21 protein-coding genes are annotated in these 23,399 nt (G+C 49.9%); 11 read left to right on the forward strand and 10 right to left on the reverse strand.

All coding sequences use genetic code 11. From position 1 onward, the window contains the following. Positions 1-23 precede the first annotated feature (23 nt). Positions 24-722, forward strand: a complete 699-nt coding sequence (gene queC, locus Z042_RS21710; protein ID WP_024913888.1) for a 7-cyano-7-deazaguanine synthase QueC — start codon at positions 24-26, stop codon at positions 720-722. A 187-nt stretch (positions 723-909) separates the two neighbouring features. Here the strand turns inward: queC and Z042_RS21715 are convergent, their stop codons facing one another. The 9 genes from Z042_RS21715 to bolA all read right to left on the reverse strand — a co-directional run bounded on the left by Z042_RS21715 (position 910) and on the right by bolA (position 11,756). After that, complete coding sequence (locus Z042_RS21715; protein WP_024913887.1) at positions 910-1,320, reverse strand: acyl-CoA thioesterase; 411 nt, start codon at positions 1,318-1,320, stop codon at positions 910-912. 163 nt (positions 1,321-1,483) lie between these two features. After that, positions 1,484-1,876, reverse strand: a complete 393-nt coding sequence (locus Z042_RS21720; protein ID WP_024913886.1) for a ComEA family DNA-binding protein — start codon at positions 1,874-1,876, stop codon at positions 1,484-1,486. Positions 1,877-2,015: 139 nt separating this feature from the next. Continuing rightward, on the reverse strand, positions 2,016-3,899 hold the full coding sequence (ppiD, locus tag Z042_RS21725; protein ID WP_024913885.1) for a peptidylprolyl isomerase: 1,884 nt from the start codon (positions 3,897-3,899) through the stop codon (positions 2,016-2,018). Positions 3,900-4,263: 364 nt separating this feature from the next. Then, the gene (gene hupB / locus Z042_RS21730) at positions 4,264-4,536 is read right to left on the reverse strand and encodes a nucleoid-associated protein HU-beta (RefSeq protein WP_024913884.1); all 273 of its coding nucleotides are present in this window, start codon (positions 4,534-4,536) and stop codon (positions 4,264-4,266) included. Between the two features lie 215 nt (positions 4,537-4,751). After that, a complete protein-coding gene (lon, locus tag Z042_RS21735) occupies positions 4,752-7,106 on the reverse strand; it encodes an endopeptidase La (RefSeq protein WP_024913883.1) in 2,355 nt (784 codons plus the stop codon). Between the two features lie 194 nt (positions 7,107-7,300). Next, the gene (gene clpX, locus Z042_RS21740; protein ID WP_024913882.1) at positions 7,301-8,572 is read right to left on the reverse strand and encodes an ATP-dependent protease ATP-binding subunit ClpX; all 1,272 of its coding nucleotides are present in this window, start codon (positions 8,570-8,572) and stop codon (positions 7,301-7,303) included. Positions 8,573-8,742: 170 nt separating this feature from the next. Further along, on the reverse strand, positions 8,743-9,366 hold the full coding sequence (gene clpP, locus Z042_RS21745; RefSeq protein WP_024913881.1) for an ATP-dependent Clp endopeptidase proteolytic subunit ClpP: 624 nt from the start codon (positions 9,364-9,366) through the stop codon (positions 8,743-8,745). 405 nt (positions 9,367-9,771) lie between these two features. Then, positions 9,772-11,076: a trigger factor gene (gene tig, locus Z042_RS21750; protein ID WP_024913880.1), complete on the reverse strand. Its 1,305-nt coding sequence runs from the start codon at positions 11,074-11,076 to the stop codon at positions 9,772-9,774. Positions 11,077-11,441: 365 nt separating this feature from the next. Next, positions 11,442-11,756 carry a transcriptional regulator BolA gene (gene bolA / locus Z042_RS21755; protein WP_024913879.1) on the reverse strand — a complete coding sequence of 105 codons (315 nt, stop codon included), beginning with the start codon at positions 11,754-11,756 and terminating at the stop codon, positions 11,442-11,444. Between the two features lie 310 nt (positions 11,757-12,066). Between bolA and Z042_RS21760 the strand changes: the two genes are divergently transcribed. The 8 genes from Z042_RS21760 (at position 12,067) to Z042_RS21795 (ending at position 21,211) form a co-directional block, all read left to right on the forward strand. After that, the gene (locus tag Z042_RS21760) at positions 12,067-12,645 is read left to right on the forward strand and encodes a lipoprotein (RefSeq protein ID WP_024913878.1); all 579 of its coding nucleotides are present in this window, start codon (positions 12,067-12,069) and stop codon (positions 12,643-12,645) included. Between the two features lie 158 nt (positions 12,646-12,803). Next, positions 12,804-14,282, forward strand: coding sequence for a muropeptide MFS transporter AmpG (gene ampG / locus Z042_RS21765; RefSeq protein ID WP_024913877.1), 1,479 nt, complete (start codon positions 12,804-12,806; stop codon positions 14,280-14,282). Positions 14,283-14,721: 439 nt separating this feature from the next. Then, positions 14,722-15,657, forward strand: coding sequence for a cytochrome o ubiquinol oxidase subunit II (gene cyoA / locus Z042_RS21770; protein WP_024913876.1), 936 nt, complete (start codon positions 14,722-14,724; stop codon positions 15,655-15,657). Between the two features lie 4 nt (positions 15,658-15,661). Then, positions 15,662-17,653, forward strand: a complete 1,992-nt coding sequence (gene cyoB / locus Z042_RS21775; protein ID WP_024913875.1) for a cytochrome o ubiquinol oxidase subunit I — start codon at positions 15,662-15,664, stop codon at positions 17,651-17,653. Beyond that, a complete protein-coding gene (locus Z042_RS21780; protein ID WP_024913874.1) occupies positions 17,643-18,257 on the forward strand; it encodes a cytochrome o ubiquinol oxidase subunit III in 615 nt (204 codons plus the stop codon). The genes cyoB and Z042_RS21780 overlap by 11 nt, the downstream gene beginning before the upstream one ends. Continuing rightward, complete coding sequence (locus Z042_RS21785) at positions 18,257-18,592, forward strand: cytochrome o ubiquinol oxidase subunit IV (protein ID WP_024913873.1); 336 nt, start codon at positions 18,257-18,259, stop codon at positions 18,590-18,592. The genes Z042_RS21780 and Z042_RS21785 overlap by 1 nt, the downstream gene beginning before the upstream one ends. A 17-nt stretch (positions 18,593-18,609) precedes the next feature. Further along, the gene (cyoE, locus tag Z042_RS21790) at positions 18,610-19,500 is read left to right on the forward strand and encodes a heme o synthase (RefSeq protein ID WP_024913872.1); all 891 of its coding nucleotides are present in this window, start codon (positions 18,610-18,612) and stop codon (positions 19,498-19,500) included. A gap of 346 nt (positions 19,501-19,846) precedes the next feature. After that, entirely contained in the window at positions 19,847-21,211 is a 1,365-nt protein-coding gene (locus Z042_RS21795; protein WP_024913871.1) for an MFS transporter, read from the forward strand. Positions 21,212-21,243: 32 nt separating this feature from the next. On the opposite strand, the gene Z042_RS21800 is transcribed toward Z042_RS21795, so the two are convergent. Further along, positions 21,244-21,735, reverse strand: a complete 492-nt coding sequence (locus Z042_RS21800; RefSeq protein WP_024913870.1) for a YajQ family cyclic di-GMP-binding protein — start codon at positions 21,733-21,735, stop codon at positions 21,244-21,246. A 165-nt stretch (positions 21,736-21,900) separates the two neighbouring features. Between Z042_RS21800 and panE the strand changes: the two genes are divergently transcribed. Together panE and yajL are read left to right on the forward strand one after the other, a co-directional pair. Next, complete coding sequence (gene panE / locus Z042_RS21805; RefSeq protein ID WP_024913869.1) at positions 21,901-22,812, forward strand: 2-dehydropantoate 2-reductase; 912 nt, start codon at positions 21,901-21,903, stop codon at positions 22,810-22,812. Continuing rightward, positions 22,775-23,365 (forward strand): protein deglycase YajL, encoded by a 591-nt coding sequence (yajL, locus tag Z042_RS21810; protein ID WP_024913868.1) that lies wholly within the window; start codon positions 22,775-22,777, stop codon positions 23,363-23,365. Before panE ends, yajL begins: the two co-directional genes overlap by 38 nt. Positions 23,366-23,399 lie beyond the last annotated feature (34 nt).

Here is a 23,399-nt window from a genome sequence, read left to right on the forward strand (position 1 = left end):
CTCCTCCACAGAAGGTTGATTCTATGAAACGCGCAGTCGTCGTTTTTAGCGGTGGACAAGACTCCACGACCTGCTTAATTCAGGCATTGCAACAGTATGATGAAGTTCACTGCATTACGTTCGATTACGGCCAGCGTCACCGCGCCGAAATCGACGTTGCCAAGGCCCTGGCTCAGGAATTGGGGGTCAAGGCACACAAAGTCTTAGAGGCAGGATTACTCAATGAGTTGGCGATCAGTAGCCTGACCCGCGACAACATCCCGCTTCCCATATTCGACAGCACACAGCAAGAGGCGATACCAAATACCTTTGTACCCGGGCGTAATATCTTTTTCCTGACATTAGCATCAATTTATGCCTATCAGGTGGAAGCAGAAACCGTGATCATCGGGGTGTGCGAAACTGACTTTTCCGGTTATCCCGATTGCCGCGACGAGTTTGTTAAAGCCTTGAATCACGCAATCGTGTTGGGTATTGCACGTGATATTCACTTTGAAACACCGTTAATGTGGCTCAATAAAGCCGAGACCTGGGCACTGGCAGACTACTACCAGCAGTTGGAACGGGTCCGCCAGGATACCCTAACCTGCTATAACGGCATAAAAGGTGATGGCTGCGGCCAATGTGCTGCCTGCCACCTGCGTACCCATGGATTACAGCAGTATCAGGTCAATAAAACCGAGGTGATGGCAAGCCTGAAACAAAAAACCGGGTTGGTTTAAAACAGAGCAAATGAACACTGTTGGTCACCATTTGCGTGATACAGTTTATATCCTATGGATTTCAAGCCGTAGCTCGGCGGCAAACGTAGAAATACCCAGTAACTTACTTAGGTAAGGGACTGGGGTGACTACGTGAAGCCAACAACGCTACAGCCTGAAAGACGACGTGTATAGCCGCCTGCCAAACTCAACCCTGCTCTTTCTGCTGCAATGCCATCAAGTGCTCGCGCAGTTCCCCTTCGAGCGGTAATGCCCGTTGGGTTTTCAGATCGATACAAACAAACGTGAGTGTTGCATCAGCTACCGGTGACCCCTCCGGCTCTAACGTCACTTGCTGGCTCAATACTCCACTTTTGCCGCTCAGTTGCTGCATTTGGCTATCAATACGTAGCTTGTCGCCCAACACTGCCGGTTTGCGATAGTTGATATTGATGTTCACTACGATAAACGCGATGTTGTTTTGCGTCATCCAGTGGAACGCGTCCAGATGCTCCAACCATTCCCAGCGAGCTTCCTCCAGAAATTCCAAATAGCGGGCATTATTAACATGCTGATAAAAATCAAGATGATAACCACGAACTTTAATATAAGTATGCATAGTGAAATGGCTGCTCCTGTCTGATCATGGTTAAAAACGGGCGCACTACGCCCTGGCCGATTCGACTTTATCCCTTTCATTTTTTATGAATCTGGTATGACCTGTAAAATGTAGCAGAGGAAAGCGGCTGCCAACGCATTTTGCTCCGCAGCCGCGATCAAAATCACATTTTCAGCCGGGCACGATTCCTTTCCACTAACGTTGGCCCTATCCCTGGCACCTCCTGCAGTTGTTCAATCTGCGTAAATGGCCCGTTCTGTTCACGATATCGCACAATAGCCTCTGCCTTTTTCATCCCAACACCGTTCAGCATACTGGCAAGTTCTTCCGCATCCGCCTGGTTGATATCCACCGTCACTTCACCTTCGGAATGCGCTTCAACGGCGGCGGCCTGTTGATCTGCTTGCGGTGAGCTCTGAATCACCTGTTGTTGTTCTGATGAGGTTTTTTCTGCCGCCATGGCTGATGCTCCCATCAAGCTGAACAAGGCGGCGGCCAAAAGACATTTTGTGGTACGTGAAAAACGGATAATGGCTTTATTTTCGGTAAGTTGCATGCTGTATCCTCCTTAGTGTTTAACAGCAAGGCTACCTTGCCGCAGCGGCAGATATTCAGCAAACAACAGATGTTAAATGTGGAAAAGGCCGCGAAAGCGGCCTTGATATATTGCATTTTGTTGCAAAGAAATGCGGTGCTTATTGAGGTTGTTGCTCTGCGGCACCCATAGTGATTTTGGCTTCTTTACGCAGATTTGACAGCAGTGCATCAAAAGCAATACCCGTCATACTCTCTTCCATTTTGCTGATGAAGGTTTTCATTTCATCCGCTGGCAACGTACCTGGCCTGACCATATCCAGTGCGATCAGCACTACATTATCCTGACGATCCTGTGCCATGCCATAAACGGGTTTGCCTTCCTGTGGATGAGGCAATGAGAATACGGCCTCCACCAGTTGGCTGTCTTCCGAAGCGCGCGTCATTTTCTCCACGCTGCCAAAGCTCAGGCCTGCGGCAGCCATCGCCTCATCACCGTTGCCTTGTTTCAATGCAACCAACAGTTTCTCACCCTGCAATTTGGCTTCCTGCACGGCTTTGTTGCGTTTCACCATTTCAATAACACGGTCTTTCACTTTGTCGAATGGCTCAATCCCTTCCGGCTGATGGCCGGTCACGCGGATAACAAATGCGCGGTCGCCGTCTACGGTGATCACATCAGAGTTGCTACCCGGTGCGCCATTCTCACCAATCAAGGAACCGTCAAAGATCGACTGTATAACCGGTTTGAAATCCAAGGTTGCCGGGATATTGTCACGGGTAAACCAATCCGTTTGCACCGCTTTAATCCCCGCAGCTTCTTCCGCAGAGGCCAAGGATTCATTATCACTGGTAGCAGCTTCGCTCACCTTTTGTTGCAAGGCATAGTAAGCGTCAACCGCTCTTTCTTGCTTCACCGTCTTGGTAATAGCCTCATGCACTTCACTCAATGGCTTCACCAGCGCGGGTTTGATGTCGTTCAAACGAACGATCAGGTAACCCACTGAAGATTTCACTACGCCAGACACTTGGCCTATTTCGGTCAGGTTAGCCTGTTTCAGTTCGTCAGCGGTGGTTTCCGGTTCCATCCACCCCAACTCACCACCGTTACGGCGTGAGATAATATCGGTGGATTTCTCTTGCGCCAAGGTGGCAAAATCGGCACCGTTTTTCAGCTCTGCCAGAACAGCATTAGCGTCTGCCTCGGTTTTCAGCTGAATCACACTATAATTTCTACGCTCCGGCTGGCCATAGCTGCTCTGGTGCTGATCGTAATAAGCGCTGATATCCGCCTCGGTGACGGCCACATTATCCTGCATAGCCGCCGCATCTAGCGCGATATAGCTCACCTTCACCTGTTCTGGAGCAATGAAACTGCTCTTGTTCTGCTCGTAATACGCCTTCAGCTCATCATCGGAGACCGTTTGCTTGGCCTGCAAGGCTTGCAGGTTGATCGTTGCCAAACGCACATCCCGTTCCTGCAACATCAAGGCCGCCATGGCCTGAGACTCAGAAGGCAGCACAAAGCCAGAATCCCCAAACCCTTGGAGCATTTGCTGATTAATCAGTTGCTGGCGCATAGACTGCGCGTAATTATCCGCGCTGTAACCCATGCGTGTAATCAGATCGAGATACTTGGCATTATCGAACTGGCCGTCAGTCTGGAAGTAAGCCTCCTTACGGATGGCATCTTTCACCTGATCGTCACTCACGTTCAGGCCTAATTTTTTAGCATACTGGTCAAGCAAAACCCTATCGATCAGCTGTGACAACACCTGCTGGCGCATCTGCTGCATGTAACCTTCATTGCCCGCCAAGACGGAAAACTGGTCACCTAGTTGCTGCTGCATACGACTGCGTTCACTCTGGAAAGCCTGTTCCAGTTGAGCGCGCTCAATCACCTGGCCATTGACTTTCGCCGCATAATCGCCAGAACCGCCGGTCAGATAACCGCCCACCCCTGTCAAAATAAATGACAAGATGATCAGGGCCAGGATGATTTTTAGCACGATGTTGTTAGCAGCCGCGCGTAAATTGTCCATCATAGTGTGACAACACTCCGCTGTGATGTGGATTAAAAACCCTTGCGCAGGCGCGTTCCCTGCAACAAAAATAAAAAAAGCGCATCAACCTGATGCGCCTTATATCTTACCTCACCAACACCGCTGCGTCAGGTGATTGTTTAATACAAAACCTTGTAACCCTAACCGTTTTCACTCTGAATAGTTCGTGCGAGTATCACCGGTATTGCTTGAGGTTGCAGGAGTACTTGTGGATTACCCAGCCCATCCATGAACCCTCCCACCTGCGGGGCCACTGCAAGCAGCGTTCAAATATGCTCCCGGCAGATTTGAACGCTCACCCAAATGACTTGCTGCCTACCTGCAACGCCAAGTACGGGTGCAGTAATCAGTTTACCGCGTCTTTCAATGCTTTACCTGCACGGAAGGCCGGAACTTTGGCTGCCGCAATTTTGATCTCTTTACCGGTTTGTGGGTTACGGCCGGTACGAGCTGAACGCTCACGCACGGTGAAAGAACCGAAACCAACCAGAGCTACATCATCCCCTTCTTTCAAGGATTCGGTAACAGATGCAATAATTGCATCTAAAGCACGCCCTGCAGCCGCTTTGGAAATATCAGCACCAGCGGCAATTTTGTCGATCAGTTGTGACTTATTCACTCTATCATCCCCTCTAGAATTCAAACGTCGCACCGGAAAATCCCTACGGTTACGACAGCGCAGCTGTTATATCAATCCCGTCGCGCCATGGCAAGCCACCAAGCAGCAGCAAAACTCGGCCCGACAGGGATCTAACTTAGCGGCACAAAAAAATACTGGCAAGCCCGAAATAGCTTGCCAGCATAAGTTTTCTCAATGGTTTTTGCGATCCGTCACTATTTTACTGCGACAGGCTGCGCACCAAAGGCAGGATTTTGTAATGCGATGTTCAAAACTTCATCAATTTTCTGCACCGGATGAATCTCCAGATCAGCGATAACGTTATCTGGAATCTCTTCCAGATCGCGCTTGTTCTCATAAGGAATCAGCACAGTTTTGATGCCACCACGGTGTGCCGCCAACAGTTTCTCTTTCAAGCCACCGATCGGCAATACCTGGCCACGCAGCGTGATCTCGCCGGTCATCGCCACATCGGCACGCACCGGGTTGCCAGTCAGGCAAGAAACCAGGGCGGTACACATGGCGATGCCCGCGCTTGGGCCGTCTTTTGGTGTTGCACCTTCCGGCACATGCACATGGATGTCGCGTTTTTCATAGAAATCAGCATTGATGCCCAATTTCTCGGCACGCGCGCGTACCACAGTCAACGCCGCCTGGATTGACTCCTGCATCACCTCCCCCAAAGAACCGGTATAAGTCAGCTTGCCCTTACCCGGCACACAGGCGGTTTCAATGGTCAGCAGATCGCCCCCCACTTCCGTCCATGCCAGCCCTGTGACCTGCCCTACGCGGTTTTCGGTGTCAGCACGCCCATAATCGACACGCTGAACGCCCAGATAATCTTTCAGATTGTCGCCATTGATCTCAATATGCTTGAGCTTCTTGTCCATCAGCAGTGATTTCACCGCTTTACGGCACAGCTTGGAAAGTTCGCGTTCCAGGCTACGCACCCCAGCCTCGCGGGTGTAATAGCGGATAATGCCGATAATGGCGCTGTCATCGACCTTCAATTCACCTTTTTTCAGCGCATTACGCTCGATCTGCTTCGGCAACAGGTGCTCTCTGGCGATGTTCAGTTTTTCATCTTCGGTGTAACCAGAAAGACGAATCACTTCCATACGGTCCAGCAAAGGTGCCGGAATATTCATCGAGTTTGATGTTGCAACAAACATCACATCCGACAGATCGTAATCCACTTCCAGGTAGTGATCGTTGAACGCCACGTTCTGCTCTGGGTCTAACACTTCCAAGAGGGCAGAAGCCGGATCGCCACGCATATCAGATGACATTTTGTCGATCTCATCCAGCAGGAACAGCGGATTTTTCACCCCGACTTTGGCCATTTTCTGGATCAGTTTACCCGGCATAGAGCCGATGTAAGTCCGGCGATGCCCACGGATTTCCGCTTCATCACGCACACCACCCAACGCCATACGTACATATTGGCGACCGGTAGCACGGGCGATCGATTGCCCCAATGAGGTTTTACCCACACCCGGAGGCCCCACCAGGCACAGGATCGGGCCTTTTATTTTGCTGACGCGGCTTTGCACTGCAAGATATTCAAGGATACGGTCTTTAACCCGCTCCAGGCCGTAGTGATCGGTATCAAGCACTTCCTGCGCCTTCACCAGGTCTTTTTTCACCTTGCTGCGCGCATTCCACGGTACCTGCAACATCCAATCGATGTAGCCACGCACAACGGTAGCTTCCGCTGACATTGGCGACATCATTTTCAGCTTTTGCAGCTCGGCTTCGGTTTTCTCACGGGCTTCTTTCGGCATTTTTGCCGCTTCGATCTTACGCTTCAACGCTTCATGCTCGTCTGGCGTATCGTCCATCTCGCCTAATTCTTTCTGGATGGCCTTCATCTGCTCATTCAGATAGTACTCACGCTGGCTCTTTTCCATCTGTTTCTTGACGCGGTTACGGATACGTTTCTCAACCTGTAACAGATCGATTTCCGATTCCATCATCGCCATCAGGTATTCAAGACGTTCGGTGATATCGAACATCTCCAACACCGACTGCTTGTCGCTGAGCTTCAACGGCATATGCGCAGCAATGGTATCCGCCAAACGTGCAGCATCGTCGATGCTGTTCAATGAGGTCAGCACCTCCGGTGGGATTTTTTTGTTCAGTTTGATGTAGCCTTCAAACTGATTGATGGCCGTGCGCACCAGAACTTCTTGCTCCCGCTCATCAATAGCAGGTGACTCAAGATATTCTGCTTTGGCAGCAAAGTGTTCACCGCTGTCGGAAAGCGTAGTGATACGCGCGCGCTGTAAGCCTTCGACCAGCACTTTCACCGTGCCATCTGGCAGTTTCAGCATCTGCAAAATCGACGCAACGGTCCCCACAGAGAATAAATCGTTAATGCCAGGTTCATCCGTTGAGGCCTCTTTCTGTGCCACCAGCATGATCTTTTTATCGTGATCCATTGCGGCTTCGAGGCACCGAATCGATTTTTCCCGACCAACAAATAACGGGATCACCATATGCGGATAAACCACCACATCGCGCAATGGCAGAACGGGGATTTCAATGCGTTCGGAACGCTCAGGGTTCATAGAGCTCTCTCTTAGTTTAATTTCCGCCAGGTTGAGGGGAATCTCATGAGACGCCAGCATTAAACGTTTCACAAAATCTGGATTATGAGTATATGGGGATGAATCTCTTACATTCAACGGCAAGAATGTATGGAAAAAGAAATGGGGGATAAAATCCCCCATTTTGCTATTAACCGTCTAGATTAACTGATTAATTATTCGCCAGAAGCCTGTGCTTCCGGTTTACCGTAAATCAGCAGTGGTTTGGAATGGCCGGAGATAACCGACTCATCAATCACCACTTTATCCACACTTTCCAGCGACGGCAGGTCGTACATGGTATCCAGCAACGCGCCTTCGACGATCGAACGCAGGCCACGAGCTCCGGTTTTGCGCGTCATCGCTTTTTTGGCGATGGCATTCAGCGCTTCATCACGAAACTCCAGTTCGACACCTTCTAAATTGAACAACGCCTGATATTGCTTGGTCAGAGCATTTTTCGGCTCTTTCAAGATTTGAATCAGTGCATCTTCACTCAGTTCGCTCAGCGTAGCCACCACAGGCAGACGACCAATAAATTCTGGGATTAAACCAAATTTGATCAAATCTTCAGGTTCAGCCTGCAACAATAGTTCACCTTCGGTCGCTTTTTCGGCTTCACCTTTAACGGTGGCGCCAAAGCCAATACCAGTACCGGTATTCACTCGCTGGCCGATCACTTTATCCAGCCCCGCAAACGCGCCACCACAGATGAACAGAATCTTGGAGGTATCAACCTGTAGGAATTCCTGCTGCGGATGTTTGCGCCCGCCCTGCGGCGGCACCGCGGCAATAGTCCCTTCAATCAGCTTCAGTAACGCCTGCTGCACACCTTCACCAGATACGTCACGGGTGATGGAAGGGTTGTCTGACTTGCGGGAAATTTTGTCGATCTCATCGATATAAACAATCCCACGCTGGGCTTTCTGCACGTCATAATCACATTTCTGCAACAGCTTCTGAATGATATTTTCCACGTCCTCGCCCACATAACCGGCTTCGGTCAACGTGGTAGCATCGGCCATGGTAAAAGGCACATCCAGGAAGCGCGCCAGGGTTTCTGCCAGCAGGGTTTTACCGCTACCGGTTGGGCCGATCAGCAAAATATTGCTTTTACCCAACTCAATACCGTTACTGCTATCCCCATTGCGCAGGCGCTTATAATGGTTGTACACCGCCACCGCCAACACTTTCTTCGCCTGTTCTTGACCGATAACATAATCGTCTAGATGGTGGCGGATTTCGTGCGGAGTCGGCAATGAGTTGCGCTCGCGATGCGGGGCAACTTCTTTAATTTCTTCGCGAATAATGTCGTTACACAGGTCAACACATTCATCGCAGATATACACTGACGGCCCGGCAATCAGCTTACGCACTTCATGCTGGCTTTTGCCGCAGAAAGAGCAGTACAGCAACTTTCCTGAACCGTCTTTGCGCTTATCTGTCATCAGTCAAACCTCTTTTTAGTCTTTATCCAGCAGGAATTCGCGGCGGCAAATACAGGCCCATATCTTATACCGGGAACACCGATACCAATAATGCTATTCAGAGCGAGCACTGCTCACTCTGAATACTATAGTCTATCAGCTCACGCAGATACTTCACCAGCCGCCAGGTTCTAGCTGCGGTGCGTCAGAATGCCATCAACCAGACCGTATTCTACGGATTCTTCCGCGGTCATAAAGCGATCGCGCTCGGTGTCACGTTCGATTTGCTCCAACGAGTGCCCAGTATGCTGTGCCATCAGTTCATTCATACGTGCTTTCACCTTGAGGATTTCGCGCGCATGGATTTCGATGTCCGTCGCCTGCCCTTGATAACCCCCCAGTGGTTGGTGAATCATCACGCGTGAATTTGGCAGGCAGAAACGCTTACCTTTAGTTCCCGCAGTCAGCAGGAACGCCCCCATGGAGCACGCCTGCCCCATACAGATCGTGCTGACATCCGGTTTGATAAACTGCATAGTGTCATAAATTGACATTCCCGCAGTGATAACGCCACCCGGTGAGTTGATATACAGGAAAATGTCTTTTTCCGGGCTTTCTGCTTCGAGGAACAACATCTGCGCCACGATCAGGTTAGCCATATAGTCTTCTACCTGACCGGTCAGGAAAATAATACGCTCTTTCAGCAGACGGGAATAAATATCGTAAGAACGCTCCCCTCGTGAAGTCTGCTCTACCACCATTGGCACCAGTGCCATGTTAGGTGCAAATTGATCTCGTTCGCCACTGTATGACATTACCGTCTCCTAATAGAAATTGCCTTGGCGCCATTACCTGTCGATTCTACTTTAGAACGCTTACCATGACCACGTTCAAACAATCCACAGGCTCCACGCCAATAAATCCGACGGCGTGATCATCAAAACAGCCCATACTGTTGTAAAAATTGGGGGGCCACAGACAGAATTTCAAGCCCGATGGACGATTTTTATCGGCATCCCTGTGTGGCAAAGTCACGATGGCAAATTTTATACGCCACCTTGCAGCCCATCACAAAATAAATATAGTGCATATTGCCACAGTTAACCTGAGATTAATCAGTCACGTGGCAAAAGAAAAGCCCGTAACCTGAGTTACGGGCTTCCCACCACAGAGGGTGGCGCCACAGACACAACCTGCTACACCACGATATTCAACCAGCATTACGCCTGTGGATTTTGGTTCATCAGTTCGCTGAACGTCGTGGCTTTTTCAGACACTTTGGCTTTTTCCAACAAAGCTTCAACCGCTTGTTCTTCCAGTGCCACGTTACGCATGTTGTTCATCAGCTCTTTGTTCTTGCTGTAGAACTCAATAACTTCGCTAGGATCTTCGTAAGCGGAAGCCATTTCTTCGATCAGGGTTTTAACGCGGGCTTCGTCAGCTTTCAGCTCGTTGGTGCTGATCACTTCGCCCAACAGCAGGCCGACAACAACGCGGCGTTTAGCCTGCTCTTCGAACAGTTCACGCGGCAGTTCCAGCGCTTGCTTCTCGTTGCCGCCAAAACGCTGTGCAGCCTGACGGCGCAGAACGTCGATCTCACCGTCGATCAGCGCAGCAGGCACGTCGATTTCGTTAGCACTGACCAGGCCATCGATAGCCTGAGACTTGATGCGGTTACGCACGGCGCCTTTCAACTCGCGCTCCATGTTTTTACGCACTTCAGCACGCAAGCCTTCAACAGAACCATCCGCCACACCGAAGCGTTTGATGAATTCTTCCGTCAATTCTGGCAGTTCGCGCTCTTCAACTTTTTTCAGCACGATAGCGAATTTGGCCGCTTTACCTTTCAGATTTTCTGCGTGGTAATCGTCTGGGAAATTAACGTCGATGGTGAATTCTTCACCCGCTTTATGCCCTACCAACCCGTCTTCGAAACCAGGGATCATACGGCCTTGGCCCATCGCCAGCACGAAGTCGGATGATTTACCACCGTCGAACTCTTCACCATCAATAGAACCCGTGAAATCAACGGTCACACGATCTTCAGCGGTAACGGCCCGGTCAGCGTCTTTCCAGGTTGCCTGCTGCTTACGCAGGGTATCCAGCATGGTGTCAACATCAGCGTCGTTAACATCAACCACCGGTTTTTCAACTTCGATGTTCTCCAGGCCTTTCAACTCGACCTCGGGATACACTTCAAACTCAACCGCAAAAGCGAAATCTGCGCCTTCTTTATATTCGCCCGGTACGTATTTTGGTGCGCCAGCCGGGTTAATTTTTTCTTTGATGATGGCGTCAACAAAGTTGCGCTGCATCAAGTCACCCAGCACATCCTGACGAACAGAAGCACCATAACGCTGTTCAACGATGTTCATCGGCACTTTGCCTTTACGGAAACCGTCGATACGTACGCTTTTCGCTGCGTTGATCAGTTCTTTCTTCACCGCTTGATTGATAACATCAGCGGGAACAGTAATAGAGAGACGGCGCCCAAGGCCTTGAGTGGTTTCTACTGAAACTTGCATCTTGTTACCTCAAAAAAATCACAGTGCTCGGTCAACTCCGTTCCAAGAACCAGGACGGCTATTATAGAACCGAGTTCCCTGATGTCAGAAGCGTCCCGAAACCATTCTGGAAAAATAAGACGCGACATTATAGCGACGCATGCGTAGCGAGTCGAGGATGACAAGGCGGCACTGGCACGTTAAAACTCACATTTTTACCGATTTCTCGCCCAGACACCTGCGAACCCAACCCGATCATAGCTACATTCCACATCAGCTGTAGTCGTCATCAAAAACAGCAACGGCCCGCAGGCCGTTGCAAAATTCGTCTGTAGTAATACCTTAAATCACGGTTACAGTTCCACTGATACCGTAAATTTTAGGTATCATGCCAACGTCCCTGCCCCACGACAGGGAGGAGAAGCCGGCACCGTATCCTGTAGCCCTTCCCATTCTTTAAGGGTATAGGTATGCAACGCCAGTGCATGAACTCCATCCGCCAGTTCTTCTGCCACCACGGCATAAATTGAACGATGGCGTGTCAGAAAGCGCTCACCAACAAAACGATCGCTGACAATCACCACTTTAAAATGACTTTCAGAACCCGCTGGAACATTATGGCGATAACTTTCATCAACCACTTCCAGATGCGCGGGCCCAAATGCCGCCCTCAATTTTGTTTCTATTTGCTCGCGAATCATAGGTTCTCCTTACAACGCTGGCAGACTATCATGATGCCCATTCAATTCAATATTAGCCGTTTCTGCCCTCACAAGAATCTTCCTCTGGGTAAATTTCTCCACTTTGCGGGGCATAAAAACGCTAACCCTTGATAGACCTGTTGAGGTTTGTCTGATTGAATTGGCCCAAAAAGCCTGCTTTTATCCATGCTGAGTAAAAATTTATCACTCGGTTACGTTCAACGCTTCCTCCTGCTCGCGGCAGTGCTATGATGTCGGCAATCTATTATTAACTCCATAGCTTAACCACGATTATTGATGAGACAGTAATATGCTAAAAAAACTTTGTCTTCCACTGCTGGCTGCATTGATGCTTGCCGGTTGTGTCACTAGCACCAATACGCTTAACATCACGCCCAAAATTGTCTTGCCTCAGCAAGACCCCACTCTGCAAGGCATCACCATCAGTATCAATGGTGCCGACCAGCGCAGGGATCAGGCCTTAGCGAAGGTGAACCGTGATGGCCAGTTGATTACCTTAACCCCTTCACGCGATCTACGTTTTTTGCTTCAGGAAGTGCTTGAGAAACAAATGGGCGCCCGTGGTTATATGATTGGCCCAGCCGGTGCCGTGGAACTGCAAATTGTGGTGAACAATCTGTTTGCCGACGTCTCCGAAGGCAATCTGCGCTACAACATCACGACCAAAGCGGATATTTCCATCATCGCTCAAGCGAAGAACGGCAATAAGCAGGTAAAAAACTACCGTTCTACCTATAACGTTCAGGGTGCCTTTACCGCAACCAACGATAAAATCACTAATGCGGTTAACACCGTGCTGGGTGATGTCATTGCCGATATGGCACAAGACACCAGCGTCAGCGAATTCATCAAGCAAAACGCCCGTTAATCAGTTATTACCTAAAATAATTCGAGTTGCAGAAAGGCGGTGACGCTACGAAGCCCTCAAAAGGCCGAGTAATAAAGTCAGCGGTTCTGCAACTTGAAACATAGCGGGTAACGTGCTTTGCGCTGCCTGAGTTCCCAGGCAGTGCAGACAAGGATCTCATGCCAAAACAGTATCTGAGTATCTTCACCCAACGTAACTCCATCATGCTATTGGTGCTGGGCTTTGCCTCGGGGTTACCGTTAGCATTGACCTCCGGCACACTACAAGCCTGGATGACCGTTGAAAATATCGATCTGAAAACCATCGGGATCTTCTCGCTGGTAGGTCAGGCCTATGTCTTCAAATTCCTGTGGTCACCGTTTATGGATCGCTACACGCCCTCATTTCTTGGGCGGCGGCGTGGTTGGCTATTAATCAGCCAGTTATTGTTGGTGATCGCTATTGCTGCCATGGGGTTGATGAACCCGGCTCAGCATTTATGGTGGCTGGCAGCGCTGGCCGTGTTAGTGGCATTTTGTTCTGCCTCACAAGATATTGTTTTTGATGCCTATAAAACCGATCTGCTGGCGGCAGAGGAACGCGGCGCGGGTGCTGCTGTGTCAGTTCTGGGTTATCGGCTGGCAATGCTGGTTTCCGGCGGCTTGGCCCTGTGGTTGGCAGATCGTTACTTAGGCTGGCAGGCAACTTACTGGTTAATGGCCGGGTTGATGCTAATCGGCATTGTTGCCACGCTGATGGCCCCTGAGCCGGATAACAGTATTCCCGCACCACGTACCATGGAGCAGGCGATAGCTGCGCCGTTACGAGACTTCTTTGCACGTAATAACGCCTGGCTGATCCTCTTGTTGATTGTGATGTACAAATTGGGCGATGCCTTTGCTGGCAGCCTGAGCACCACTTTTCTCATCCGTGGCGTAGGTTTTGATGCCGGGGAAGTCGGGTTGATAAACAAGACGCTCGGGTTGTTTGCTACCATCATTGGCGCTTTGTTCGGTGGCATCTTGATGCAACGTTTGACGTTGTTTCGAGCTTTGATGTGGTTTGGTATTCTGCAAGCGGTGTCCAATATCGGTTACTGGATATTGGCGGTTACCGATAAAAACATCATCACCATGGGCAGCGCCATCTTTTTGGAAAACCTGTGCGGTGGCATGGGTACCGCAGCGTTTGTTGCCCTGCTGATGACGCTATGCAACAAATCCTTTTCAGCGACTCAATTTGCCCTGCTCTCGGCGCTTTCCGCCGTTGGGCGAGTCTACGTAGGCCCGATTGCTGGCTGGTTTGTTGAAGCCCACGGCTGGCCATTGTTTTATCTATTTTCTATTGTTGCAGCCTTACCTGGCTTGCTGTTGCTGATTATTTGCCGCCAAACGTTGGAATACACCCAGAAAACCGGCAATTTCATGCCACGTACCGAATTCCGCCAAACTTATTATTGGGCGCTACGGTTGTTACTCGCCGGTTGTTCACTGCTCGGCTTGTGGCTTATCCTGTTGATTACCAATGCTATTGGCTGGACCCAGTGGCCAAATCTTGCCGTTCTGATACTGCAAACCGGCGCAATGCTGAGCCTGGTTGGCGTTGTGATCGGCAGCCTGCTGGACTATCTTGCTCTCCGCCGCACACAATTAGCCTGATCTTTATCGGCTGACTAAATATCAGCCGATAAAATACATCAGAAAAATGAATTTATTTCGTCGAAAAAATAATACCGCCACGAAAATTATTTTTTATCCGAGTAAAACACTCGGAAATAAAATTAAATTTACCCATAAAGAACAATTATTTTACATTAAATAAACTTTTTCCCTCATATTTAAAATCGGAAAGTTTATCGGTATCACCCAGCATGCCATTGGTTTTCCTTAACATACTGCTTACCCGGCTCGATTCAGCTCGCCAACATATTGTAGTCATTGGTAAATTGTCACCAGGCGTTACATCTGTGACACCCTTAACAGAAAGAGCCGACAAGGCACTGACTCTTCCTTAAGTATGTTTACAGTACTGCAACCTTCCCGTAAAATGCCCGCACACATGAAACGACAATAGAGCCTTTGTAATTGGGGTCGTTAGATGAGACTTAAGAAATACAATAAAAGTATTGGGATATTATCCTTAATTGTAGCAACGGTAATGCTCAGTGGCTGCGATATGGTTTTAATGAATCCCAAAGGTGCAATAGGTGTTGAACAACGTAGACTGATTCTTACTGCAATCGGTTTAATGTTGATCGTAGTCATTCCGGTTATTTTCATGGCATTCGCTTTTGCCTGGAAATTCCGAGCCTCCAACAAAGAGGCTAAGTACACACCTAATTGGTCACACTCCAACAAGATTGAAGCGGTTGTCTGGACCATTCCAATCATTATCATCGCCATTCTTGGCACCATTACCTGGAAAACAACCCACGCACTGGATCCTTACAAGCCGATTGTCACTGACAAGAAGCCGATGACGATCGAAGTGGTATCGTTGGACTGGAAATGGTTGTTCATTTATCCGGAGCAAGGTATCGCCACCGTCAATGAACTTGCCTTCCCGAAGGATGTTCCTGTCGAATTCAAAATCACGTCTAATTCGGTAATGAACTCGTTCTTCATTCCCCAGCTAGGCGGGCAGATTTATGCGATGGCCGGAATGCAGACCAAACTTCACCTGATCGGTAACGAGGCTGGCCAATACAAAGGTATTTCCAGTAGTTACAGTGGTCAGGGGTTCTCCGGTATGAAATTCACTGCCATTGTTACTCCAACCGAAGGTGACTTTGATCAGTGGGTAGCCAAGGTGAAGGCATCGCCTAATACCCTTAACACCATCAGCGATTTTAACAAACTGGCAGAACCGAGTGAAAACAACCCGGTTGCATACTTCTCCAGTGTCAAACCGAATTTGTTCAAAGAGACTATTGCCAAATTCATGGGTGATATGCACATGCCGCACGGCGCAACTGCGCATGCAGGCATGGATATGAGCCAGAGCGAACATGCTCACACCGGAGCCGAGGAATAATCTGATGTTGGGAAAATTAACACTTGATGCGGTTCCGTTTCATGAACCGATCGTCATGGTCACCGTTGCCGCAATCATTATTGGCGGCCTGGCATTGCTGGCGCTGATAACCTATTTAGGCAAATGGAAATGGCTGTGGAGTGAATGGCTGACCTCTGTCGACCATAAAAAAATCGGTATCATGTATATCATCGTGGCTATCGTTATGCTACTGCGTGGTTTTGCTGATGCCATCATGATGCGTAGCCAGCAAGCTCTTGCGTCTGCTGGTGAAGCCGGGTTCCTGCCGCCCCACCACTACGACCAGATCTTTACCGCCCACGGCGTTATCATGATCTTCTTCATGGCAATGCCTTTTGTGGTCGGCCTGATGAACGTTGTCGTGCCGTTGCAGATTGGTGCGCGTGACGTTGCCTTCCCGTTCCTGAACTCGCTGAGTTTCTGGTTCTTCGTGGTCGGTGTCGTTCTGATCAACATCTCTCTGGGGGTGGGTGAGTTTGCACAGACGGGTTGGTTGGCGTATCCACCGCTTTCAGGTAAAGAATACAGCCCTGGAGTGGGAGTCGATTACTGGATCTGGAGCCTGCAGATATCCGGTCTGGGAACGCTGTTGACCGGTGTCAACTTCTTCGCCACGATTCTGAAGATGCGCGCCCCTGGCATGCCTATGATGAAGATGCCAGTATTCACCTGGGCAGCGTTGTGCACCAACGTACTGATCATTGTTTCGTTCCCAATTCTGACCGTAAGCATCGCGTTGCTGACCCTGGATCGTTATCTGGGTACCCATTTCTTTACCAATGATATGGGCGGCAACATGATGATGTACATCAACCTGATTTGGGCCTGGGGCCACCCAGAGGTGTATATCCTGGTTCTGCCAGTATTCGGTGTGTTCTCCGAAGTAACAGCCACCTTCTCGAAGAAACGCCTGTTTGGCTATACCTCACTGGTATGGGCAACGATTGCAATTACCATTCTGTCGTTCATCGTCTGGCTGCACCACTTCTTTACCATGGGCTCCGGCGCGAACGTCAACGCTTTCTTTGGTATCGCCACTATGATTATTTCCATCCCAACCGGGGTGAAAATCTTCAACTGGCTGTTTACCATGTATCAAGGCCGCATCCAGTTTAACTCTGCGATGCTGTGGACCGTTGGCTTCATCATCACCTTCTCCGTCGGTGGGATGACCGGTGTTCTGCTGGCAGTACCCGGTGCTAACTTCGTCCTGCACAACAGCCTGTTCCTGATAGCCCATTTCCATAACGTGATTATTGGTGGTGTGGTGTTTGGTTGCTTTGCAGGTCTGACTTACTGGTTCCCTAAATCGTTCGGTTTCCGCCTGAATGAAACCTGGGGTATCCGCGCATTCTGGTTCTGGATCATCGGTTTCTTCATTGCCTTTATGCCGCTGTATGTCTTGGGCTTTATGGGGATGACACGCCGTCTTAGCCAGGATATCAACCCAGAATTCCACCTGATGTTGCTGGTTGCTGCCGGTGGTGCCGTTCTGATCGCCTGCGGTATTCTGTGCCAGTTGATTCAGATCTTCGTCAGTATCCGCGATCGTGAGCAAAACCGTGATCTGACCGGCGACCCATGGGGTGCCCGTACTCTGGAGTGGTCAACATCTTCCCCTCCTCCGTTCTACAACTTCGCTGTTGTACCAGAAATTCATGATCGTGACGCTTTCTGGGACATGAAAGAAAAAGGCGAGGCATACAAGAAACCAGCTCAATACGCTCCGATTCATATGCCGAAGAATACTGGTGCAGGTGTCATTATCTCTGCCTTCAGTTTGGTATTTGGCTTCGCGATGATCTGGGAAATCTGGTGGATGGCGATTGCAGGCTTTGTCGGCATGATCGTTGTCTGGATTGCCAAGAGCTTCGATGAAGATGTTGATTACTATGTGCAGGTTGATGAAATCGAGCGCATTGAAAACCAACGTTATGAACAAATCAGCAAAGCAGGCGTGAAACATGTCAACTGATATCCTGACTCAGCATAATACAGCCCATGCAGAGCATGGGCACCACGATGCAGGGGAAACCAAAGTCTTCGGATTCTGGATCTACCTGATGAGCGACTGTATTTTGTTTGCGAGCTTGTTCGCAACTTATGCCGTCTTGGTGAATGGGACCGCGGGCGGTCCCTCAGGCAAGGATATTTTTGACCTGAAGTTAGTTCTGGTTGAAACGTTCCTGCTGTTGTTCAGCTCCATCACCTATGGAATGGCGATGATCGGCATGAACAAAGGCCATGCAAGCAGCGTCAACCGCTGGTTGATGCTGACGTTCCTGTTTGGCTTTGGCTTCGTAGCGATTGAAGTTTATGAATTCCATCTTCTGATCAGCGAAGGCTTCGGCCCTGACCGCAGTGCGTTCCTGTCCAGCTATTTTGCTTTGGTAGGCACACACGGTATTCACGTCAGTGCAGGTCTGATCTGGCTGGTCGTTCTGATGATTCAAGTGAGCAAACGCGGCCTGAATCCAACCAATAAAACCCGTCTGATGTGTCTGAGCCTGTTCTGGCACTTCTTGGATGTGGTCTGGATTTGTCTGTTTACCGTTGTCTACCTGTTGGGGGTTATGTAATGAGCCATTCATCCGAAACCTCTCACGGTGGCGCAAGCCACGGCAGCGTGAAGTCATACCTGACCGGCTTTATTCTGTCGATCATTCTCACGGTCATTCCATTTGCGATGGTGATGAGCGGTACTGCATCCCACGCCACTATTCTGGCGGTGGTCGTCGGTATGGCAGTTATCCAGGTGATCGTTCACCTGGTTTACTTCCTGCACATGAACACATCATCAGAAGAACGCTGGAACCTGGTGGCATTGCTGTTCACCACTATGATCATCGGTATCGTTGTTGTGGGTTCACTCTGGATTATGTACAACCTCAACATCAATATGATGGTCGATTAAGAGCCGAGCCGTACGTGATGATTAAGCAATACCTGCAAGTCACTAAACCAGGAATTATTTTCGGCAATTTAATTTCTGTCGTTGGGGGATTCCTGCTTGCTTCCAAAGGAAGCATCGACTATCCCCTGTTTCTCGCCACCCTGTTGGGTGTCTCGTTGGTGGTCGCCTCTGGTTGTGTATTTAACAATTACATTGACCGCGACATCGACAAGAAAATGGAGAGAACGAAGAATCGGGTGCTGGTAAAAGGCCTGATCGCGCCGAGTGTCACCCTGGTTTACGCTACCGTTTTAGGTGTTGTTGGCTTTGCACTGCTGTATATCGCTGCTAATCCGCTGGCCATGTGGCTGGCGGTGATGGGCTTCGTGGTTTATGTCGGCGTTTACAGCCTGTACATGAAACGTCATTCGGTATACGGCACGTTGATCGGCAGCCTGTCGGGCGCTGCGCCGCCGGTAATCGGTTACTGCGCCGTCACCAATGAGTTTGACACTGGGGCGTTGATCCTGCTGGCTATCTTTAGCCTGTGGCAGATGCCGCATTCTTATGCGATCGCTATCTTCCGCTTTAAAGATTACCAAGCCGCTAACATTCCCGTTCTTCCCGTGGTGAAAGGTATTTCCGTCGCCAAAAACCATATCACGGTCTATATTCTCGCGTTTATGATTGCGACGTTGATGCTGACGTTGAGCGGTTATGCGGGCTATAAATACCTGATCGTTGCTGCTGCGGTAAGCGTATGGTGGTTAGGGATGGCATTACGCGGTTACAAAACTGAAAATGACAGCGTTTGGGCACGCAAACTGTTTGTGTTCTCAATTGTTGCTATTACTTCGTTGAGCGTGATGATGTCTATCGACTTTAGTGCCAGTACTTCACCAGAAGTTCTGTTAACCCACGTCTGGTAAACTCATGCGGTTATCTGTGAATGGGCCGCTCAGCGGCCCATTTTATTTGTCTCGCAGAAAAGCCATTGAACGATAAAGATACCCCATAAATTTCAAATTGCGGATTGAAAAGCAAAAGAGATATCTGTTAAGCAACATTCGATTTACCCCTTCTGCCCCACACACTAAAATGATGCGGCTTATTAGACATTATTCCATCAGGTTTTCACTTTCCCTGAGCCTGAAGGAATAAGTTCTACACCCTAATGGCTTTCAAGCTGTGGTTCGTGAGTTAACCTTGGAACTGAGCGTGAACAGAGGTAGACAATAATGCAGCTTGAAAGACGACGGGGATATTGAGGTCACAATGAACGACAATACAATGACGCCCCAAGAACGCCGAGCAACCTGGGGATTGGGAGCCGTTTTTTCGCTGCGTATGCTCGGTATGTTTATGGTACTGCCCGTGCTCACCACCTATGGCATGGTGCTGAATGGCGCCAGTGAAGCATTGATTGGTATCGCCATCGGTATCTATGGCCTGGCGCAGGCCGTTTTTCAGATCCCGTTCGGGCTGATTTCGGATCGCATCGGGCGCAAACCGCTGATTGTCGGAGGTTTGCTGATCTTTGCTCTTGGCAGCGTGATCGCCGCTGTTAGTGATTCCATTTGGGGTATTATTCTTGGCCGGGCTTTGCAGGGGTCTGGGGCTATCGCAGCGGCAGTGATGGCGTTGCTGTCCGATTTAACCCGTGAGCAAAACCGCACCAAAGCCATGGCGTTTATCGGTGTCAGCTTTGGTATTACCTTTGCGATGGCGATGGTGCTCGGCCCCATTGTCACCCACGCCTTTGGCCTGCATGCGCTGTTCTGGATGATCGCCGTGCTGGCCTTGGCTGGCATCATCATTACGCTGACGGTGGTTCCTTCCGCCGATGATCACGTGCTGAACCGTGAATCGAGCATCGTGCGCGGCAGTTTCAGTAAGGTGCTGAACAACCCGCGCCTGCTGAAACTCAACTTCGGCATTATGTGCCTGCATATCCTGTTGATGTCCAGCTTTGTTGCTCTGCCACTGGCTATGGAGAAGGCAGGGCTGGCGGCAAGTGAGCACTGGAAAGTCTATCTGACCACTATGCTGATTTCCTTTGCTACCGTCGTACCTTTCATTATCTATGCTGAAAAATACCGCCGCATGAAGCAGGTATTTATGGGCTGCGTAGCCGTTCTGTTTTGTGCCGAAATGTTATTGTGGTTTGCCGGAGTACATCTCTGGGGCATCATTGCCGGTGTTCAGCTGTTTTTCATGGCATTCAACGTGATGGAAGCGATTCTGCCTTCGCTCATCAGCAAAGAATCACCCGCTGGCTATAAAGGCACAGCGATGGGGGTTTACTCCACCAGCCAGTTTATTGGTGTGGCCATCGGTGGCAGCCTGGGCGGTTGGCTGTATGGTTTACAGGGGGCTGGCTTGGTGTTTATTGCCAGTGCAGCGATTGCTGCAATCTGGTTTGCGGTCAGTAGCACCATGAAAGAACCGCCATACGTCAGCAGTTTGCGTATTACGCTCTCTGAATTAGCAGTAAAAGACTCGGCATTGCAAAGCCGCCTGCTGGCCCAGCCTGGCGTAGCAGAAGCAGTAGTGGTGCCCGAAGAACGCAGTGCCTATGTGAAAGTCGATACCAAGCAGACGAATCGCGGCCAGTTAGAAGCGCTGGTTAATGCGCTGTAAGAAAAGGGCCGGAAGATCGGCCCTGTATATTTTTAATCGCGGAAGTTTTTAAACTGAAACGGTTGCCCCAAATCGGCACCACGCACTAACGCCATCACGCTTTGCAGATCGTCACGGGCTTTGCCGGTGACGCGCACTTCATCCCCTTGAATCTGTGCCTGTACTTTCAGCTTGCTGTCTTTAATCAGCTTCACAATTTTCTTCGCCAACGTAGTTTCAATGCCTTGCTTGAGCTTGGCTTCAACGCTGTAGGTTTTACCACTGTGGGTCAGTTCTTCCGGGATTTCCAGAGCCCCACCATCAATGCTGCGCTTGCTCAGTTTCTCGCGCAGAATATCCAGCAGTTGCTGCACCTGGAAGTCTGATTCACTTGCCACTTTGATGCTTTCATTTTTTTCGTTCAGCTCAAAACTGGCCGGTACGTTACGAAAATCCCAACGCGTACTGAGATCGCGGGTCGCATTCTCAACCGCGTTGCGAACTTCCTGCATATCGATTTCGGAAACAATGTCGAAAGATGGCATACTTCTTCCTTTTGAATGAGCGCCTAAGCGATTTCGATGCGATGCATAATACCTTCTTTACTACCACAGGCAAAACCCCGATGCCACCGTTGAACAAGACGTATAGCGACAGAAATGCCTATAATCAGAGAGATCAGCGGTATTCCCGGACACCAAGGAGATTGAATGAAAATAACCATTCTTGGTTGCGGTGCGCTCGGACAACTTTGGCTTTCCCGGCTTTATCAGCAAGGGCATGATGTACAAGGCTGGTTACGGGTTCCCCAACCATTTTGTGCAGTGAACATCATTGAGCCCGATGGCACATCGTTCAACCGCAATTTGCCAACCAACGATCCTGAACACCTCGCACAAAGTGAACTGTTGCTGGTAACGCTAAAAGCCTGGCAAGTTTCTGGTGCAGTCACTGCACTGTTACCCAAGCTAAATCCACACTGCGCCATATTGTTACTGCACAACGGCATGGGAACTCAGGACGAACTGCCAGCGCACAATCAACCGATACTGCAAGGGACAACGACCCATGCCGCACGTCATGATGGCAACACTATCATTCACGTAGCTAACGGCGTTACCCATATTGGCCCAGCTTCGCGGCAAGCCATGCACCTCAGCCATCTGGCAGAAATGCTGCATCAAGCGCTCCCGGACGTTGCCTGGCACAACCACATCGCTTCTGCCAGTTGGCGTAAACTGGCGGTCAATTGTGTGATCAACCCATTAACTGTGCTGTATAACTGCCACAATGGTGATTTACAGCGTTACCCGGAACAGATAGAAACCCTCTGTCGCGAAGTGGCCAGCGTGATGGAAATGGAAGGCCACCATACTTCGTGTGAAGGGCTGATGTCCTATGTTATGCAGGTCATTCAGCTTACTGCGGACAATGTCTCCTCAATGCTACAGGATATTCGAGCTCAACGGCATACCGAGATCGATTATATTACCGGGTATTTGCTGCGCCGTGGCCGTAGCCATGGCATTCCTCTGCCAGAAAATACCCGCCTGTTCGAATTGATTAAACAAAAGGAAAATGAATATGAGCGTGTCGGTGTTGGTTTGCCTAGCACCTGGTAGCGAAGAAACAGAAGCCGTTACCACTATCGATCTGCTGGTGCGTGCCGGGGCCAGCGTCACCACCGCCAGCGTAGCCAGTGATGGCAACCTGACCATCATCTGCTCACGCGGCGTAAAGCTGCTGGCTGACGCCCCGCTGGTGGCGATCGTTGACGAACCGTTCGACGCCATTGTCCTCCCTGGTGGGCTGAAGGGAGCAGAATGCTTCCGCGATAGCCCACTGTTGGTAGAAAAAGTCCGCCAGATGCATCTGCAAGGTAAAATCGTTGCTGCCATCTGCGCCGCCCCTGCGCTGGTGTTGCAGCATCACAAACTGTTTCCGGTGGGGAACATGACCGGCTTTCCCAGCCTGAAAGCACTGATCCCACAGGAGCAGTGGCTGGAAAGACGCGTCGCCTATGATGCACGCGTCAACCTACTCACCAGCCAGGGACCGGGTACCTCGATGGAATTTGCTCTGAAGCTGATCGATTTACTTTTAGGCAAAGCCAAGGCCGCGGAAGTCGCAGCACAGTTAGTCCTGATCCCTAATATGTATGATTTCAGCGATTAATCTTTTACCGGCAAGCTTGCACCGCCTGCCGGTA

It is taken from the genome of Chania multitudinisentens RB-25 (assembly GCF_000520015.2).
GTDB classification, from domain to species: Bacteria; Pseudomonadota; Gammaproteobacteria; order Enterobacterales; family Enterobacteriaceae; genus Chania; species Chania multitudinisentens.

What these genes read in the sequence shown, in the direction of transcription:
- queC (WP_024913888.1), top strand. Translation starts at nt 24, where the DNA reads ATGAAACGCGCAGTCGTCGTTTTTAGCGGTGGACAAGACTCCACGACC.
- Z042_RS21715 (WP_024913887.1), bottom strand. Translation starts at nt 1,320, where the DNA reads ATGCATACTTATATTAAAGTTCGTGGTTATCATCTTGATTTTTATCAG.
- Z042_RS21720 (WP_024913886.1), bottom strand. Translation starts at nt 1,876, where the DNA reads ATGCAACTTACCGAAAATAAAGCCATTATCCGTTTTTCACGTACCACA.
- ppiD (WP_024913885.1), bottom strand. Translation starts at nt 3,899, where the DNA reads ATGATGGACAATTTACGCGCGGCTGCTAACAACATCGTGCTAAAAATC.
- lon (WP_024913883.1), bottom strand. Translation starts at nt 7,106, where the DNA reads ATGAACCCTGAGCGTTCCGAACGCATTGAAATCCCCGTTCTGCCATTG.
- clpX (WP_024913882.1), bottom strand. Translation starts at nt 8,572, where the DNA reads ATGACAGATAAGCGCAAAGACGGTTCAGGAAAGTTGCTGTACTGCTCT.
- clpP (WP_024913881.1), bottom strand. Translation starts at nt 9,366, where the DNA reads ATGTCATACAGTGGCGAACGAGATCAATTTGCACCTAACATGGCACTG.
- tig (WP_024913880.1), bottom strand. Translation starts at nt 11,076, where the DNA reads ATGCAAGTTTCAGTAGAAACCACTCAAGGCCTTGGGCGCCGTCTCTCT.
- bolA (WP_024913879.1), bottom strand. Translation starts at nt 11,756, where the DNA reads ATGATTCGCGAGCAAATAGAAACAAAATTGAGGGCGGCATTTGGGCCC.
- Z042_RS21760 (WP_024913878.1), top strand. Translation starts at nt 12,067, where the DNA reads ATGCTAAAAAAACTTTGTCTTCCACTGCTGGCTGCATTGATGCTTGCC.
- ampG (WP_024913877.1), top strand. Translation starts at nt 12,804, where the DNA reads ATGCCAAAACAGTATCTGAGTATCTTCACCCAACGTAACTCCATCATG.
- cyoA (WP_024913876.1), top strand. Translation starts at nt 14,722, where the DNA reads ATGAGACTTAAGAAATACAATAAAAGTATTGGGATATTATCCTTAATT.
- cyoB (WP_024913875.1), top strand. Translation starts at nt 15,662, where the DNA reads ATGTTGGGAAAATTAACACTTGATGCGGTTCCGTTTCATGAACCGATC.
- Z042_RS21780 (WP_024913874.1), top strand. Translation starts at nt 17,643, where the DNA reads ATGTCAACTGATATCCTGACTCAGCATAATACAGCCCATGCAGAGCAT.
- Z042_RS21785 (WP_024913873.1), top strand. Translation starts at nt 18,257, where the DNA reads ATGAGCCATTCATCCGAAACCTCTCACGGTGGCGCAAGCCACGGCAGC.
- cyoE (WP_024913872.1), top strand. Translation starts at nt 18,610, where the DNA reads ATGATTAAGCAATACCTGCAAGTCACTAAACCAGGAATTATTTTCGGC.
- Z042_RS21795 (WP_024913871.1), top strand. Translation starts at nt 19,847, where the DNA reads ATGAACGACAATACAATGACGCCCCAAGAACGCCGAGCAACCTGGGGA.
- Z042_RS21800 (WP_024913870.1), bottom strand. Translation starts at nt 21,735, where the DNA reads ATGCCATCTTTCGACATTGTTTCCGAAATCGATATGCAGGAAGTTCGC.
- panE (WP_024913869.1), top strand. Translation starts at nt 21,901, where the DNA reads ATGAAAATAACCATTCTTGGTTGCGGTGCGCTCGGACAACTTTGGCTT.
- yajL (WP_024913868.1), top strand. Translation starts at nt 22,775, where the DNA reads ATGAGCGTGTCGGTGTTGGTTTGCCTAGCACCTGGTAGCGAAGAAACA.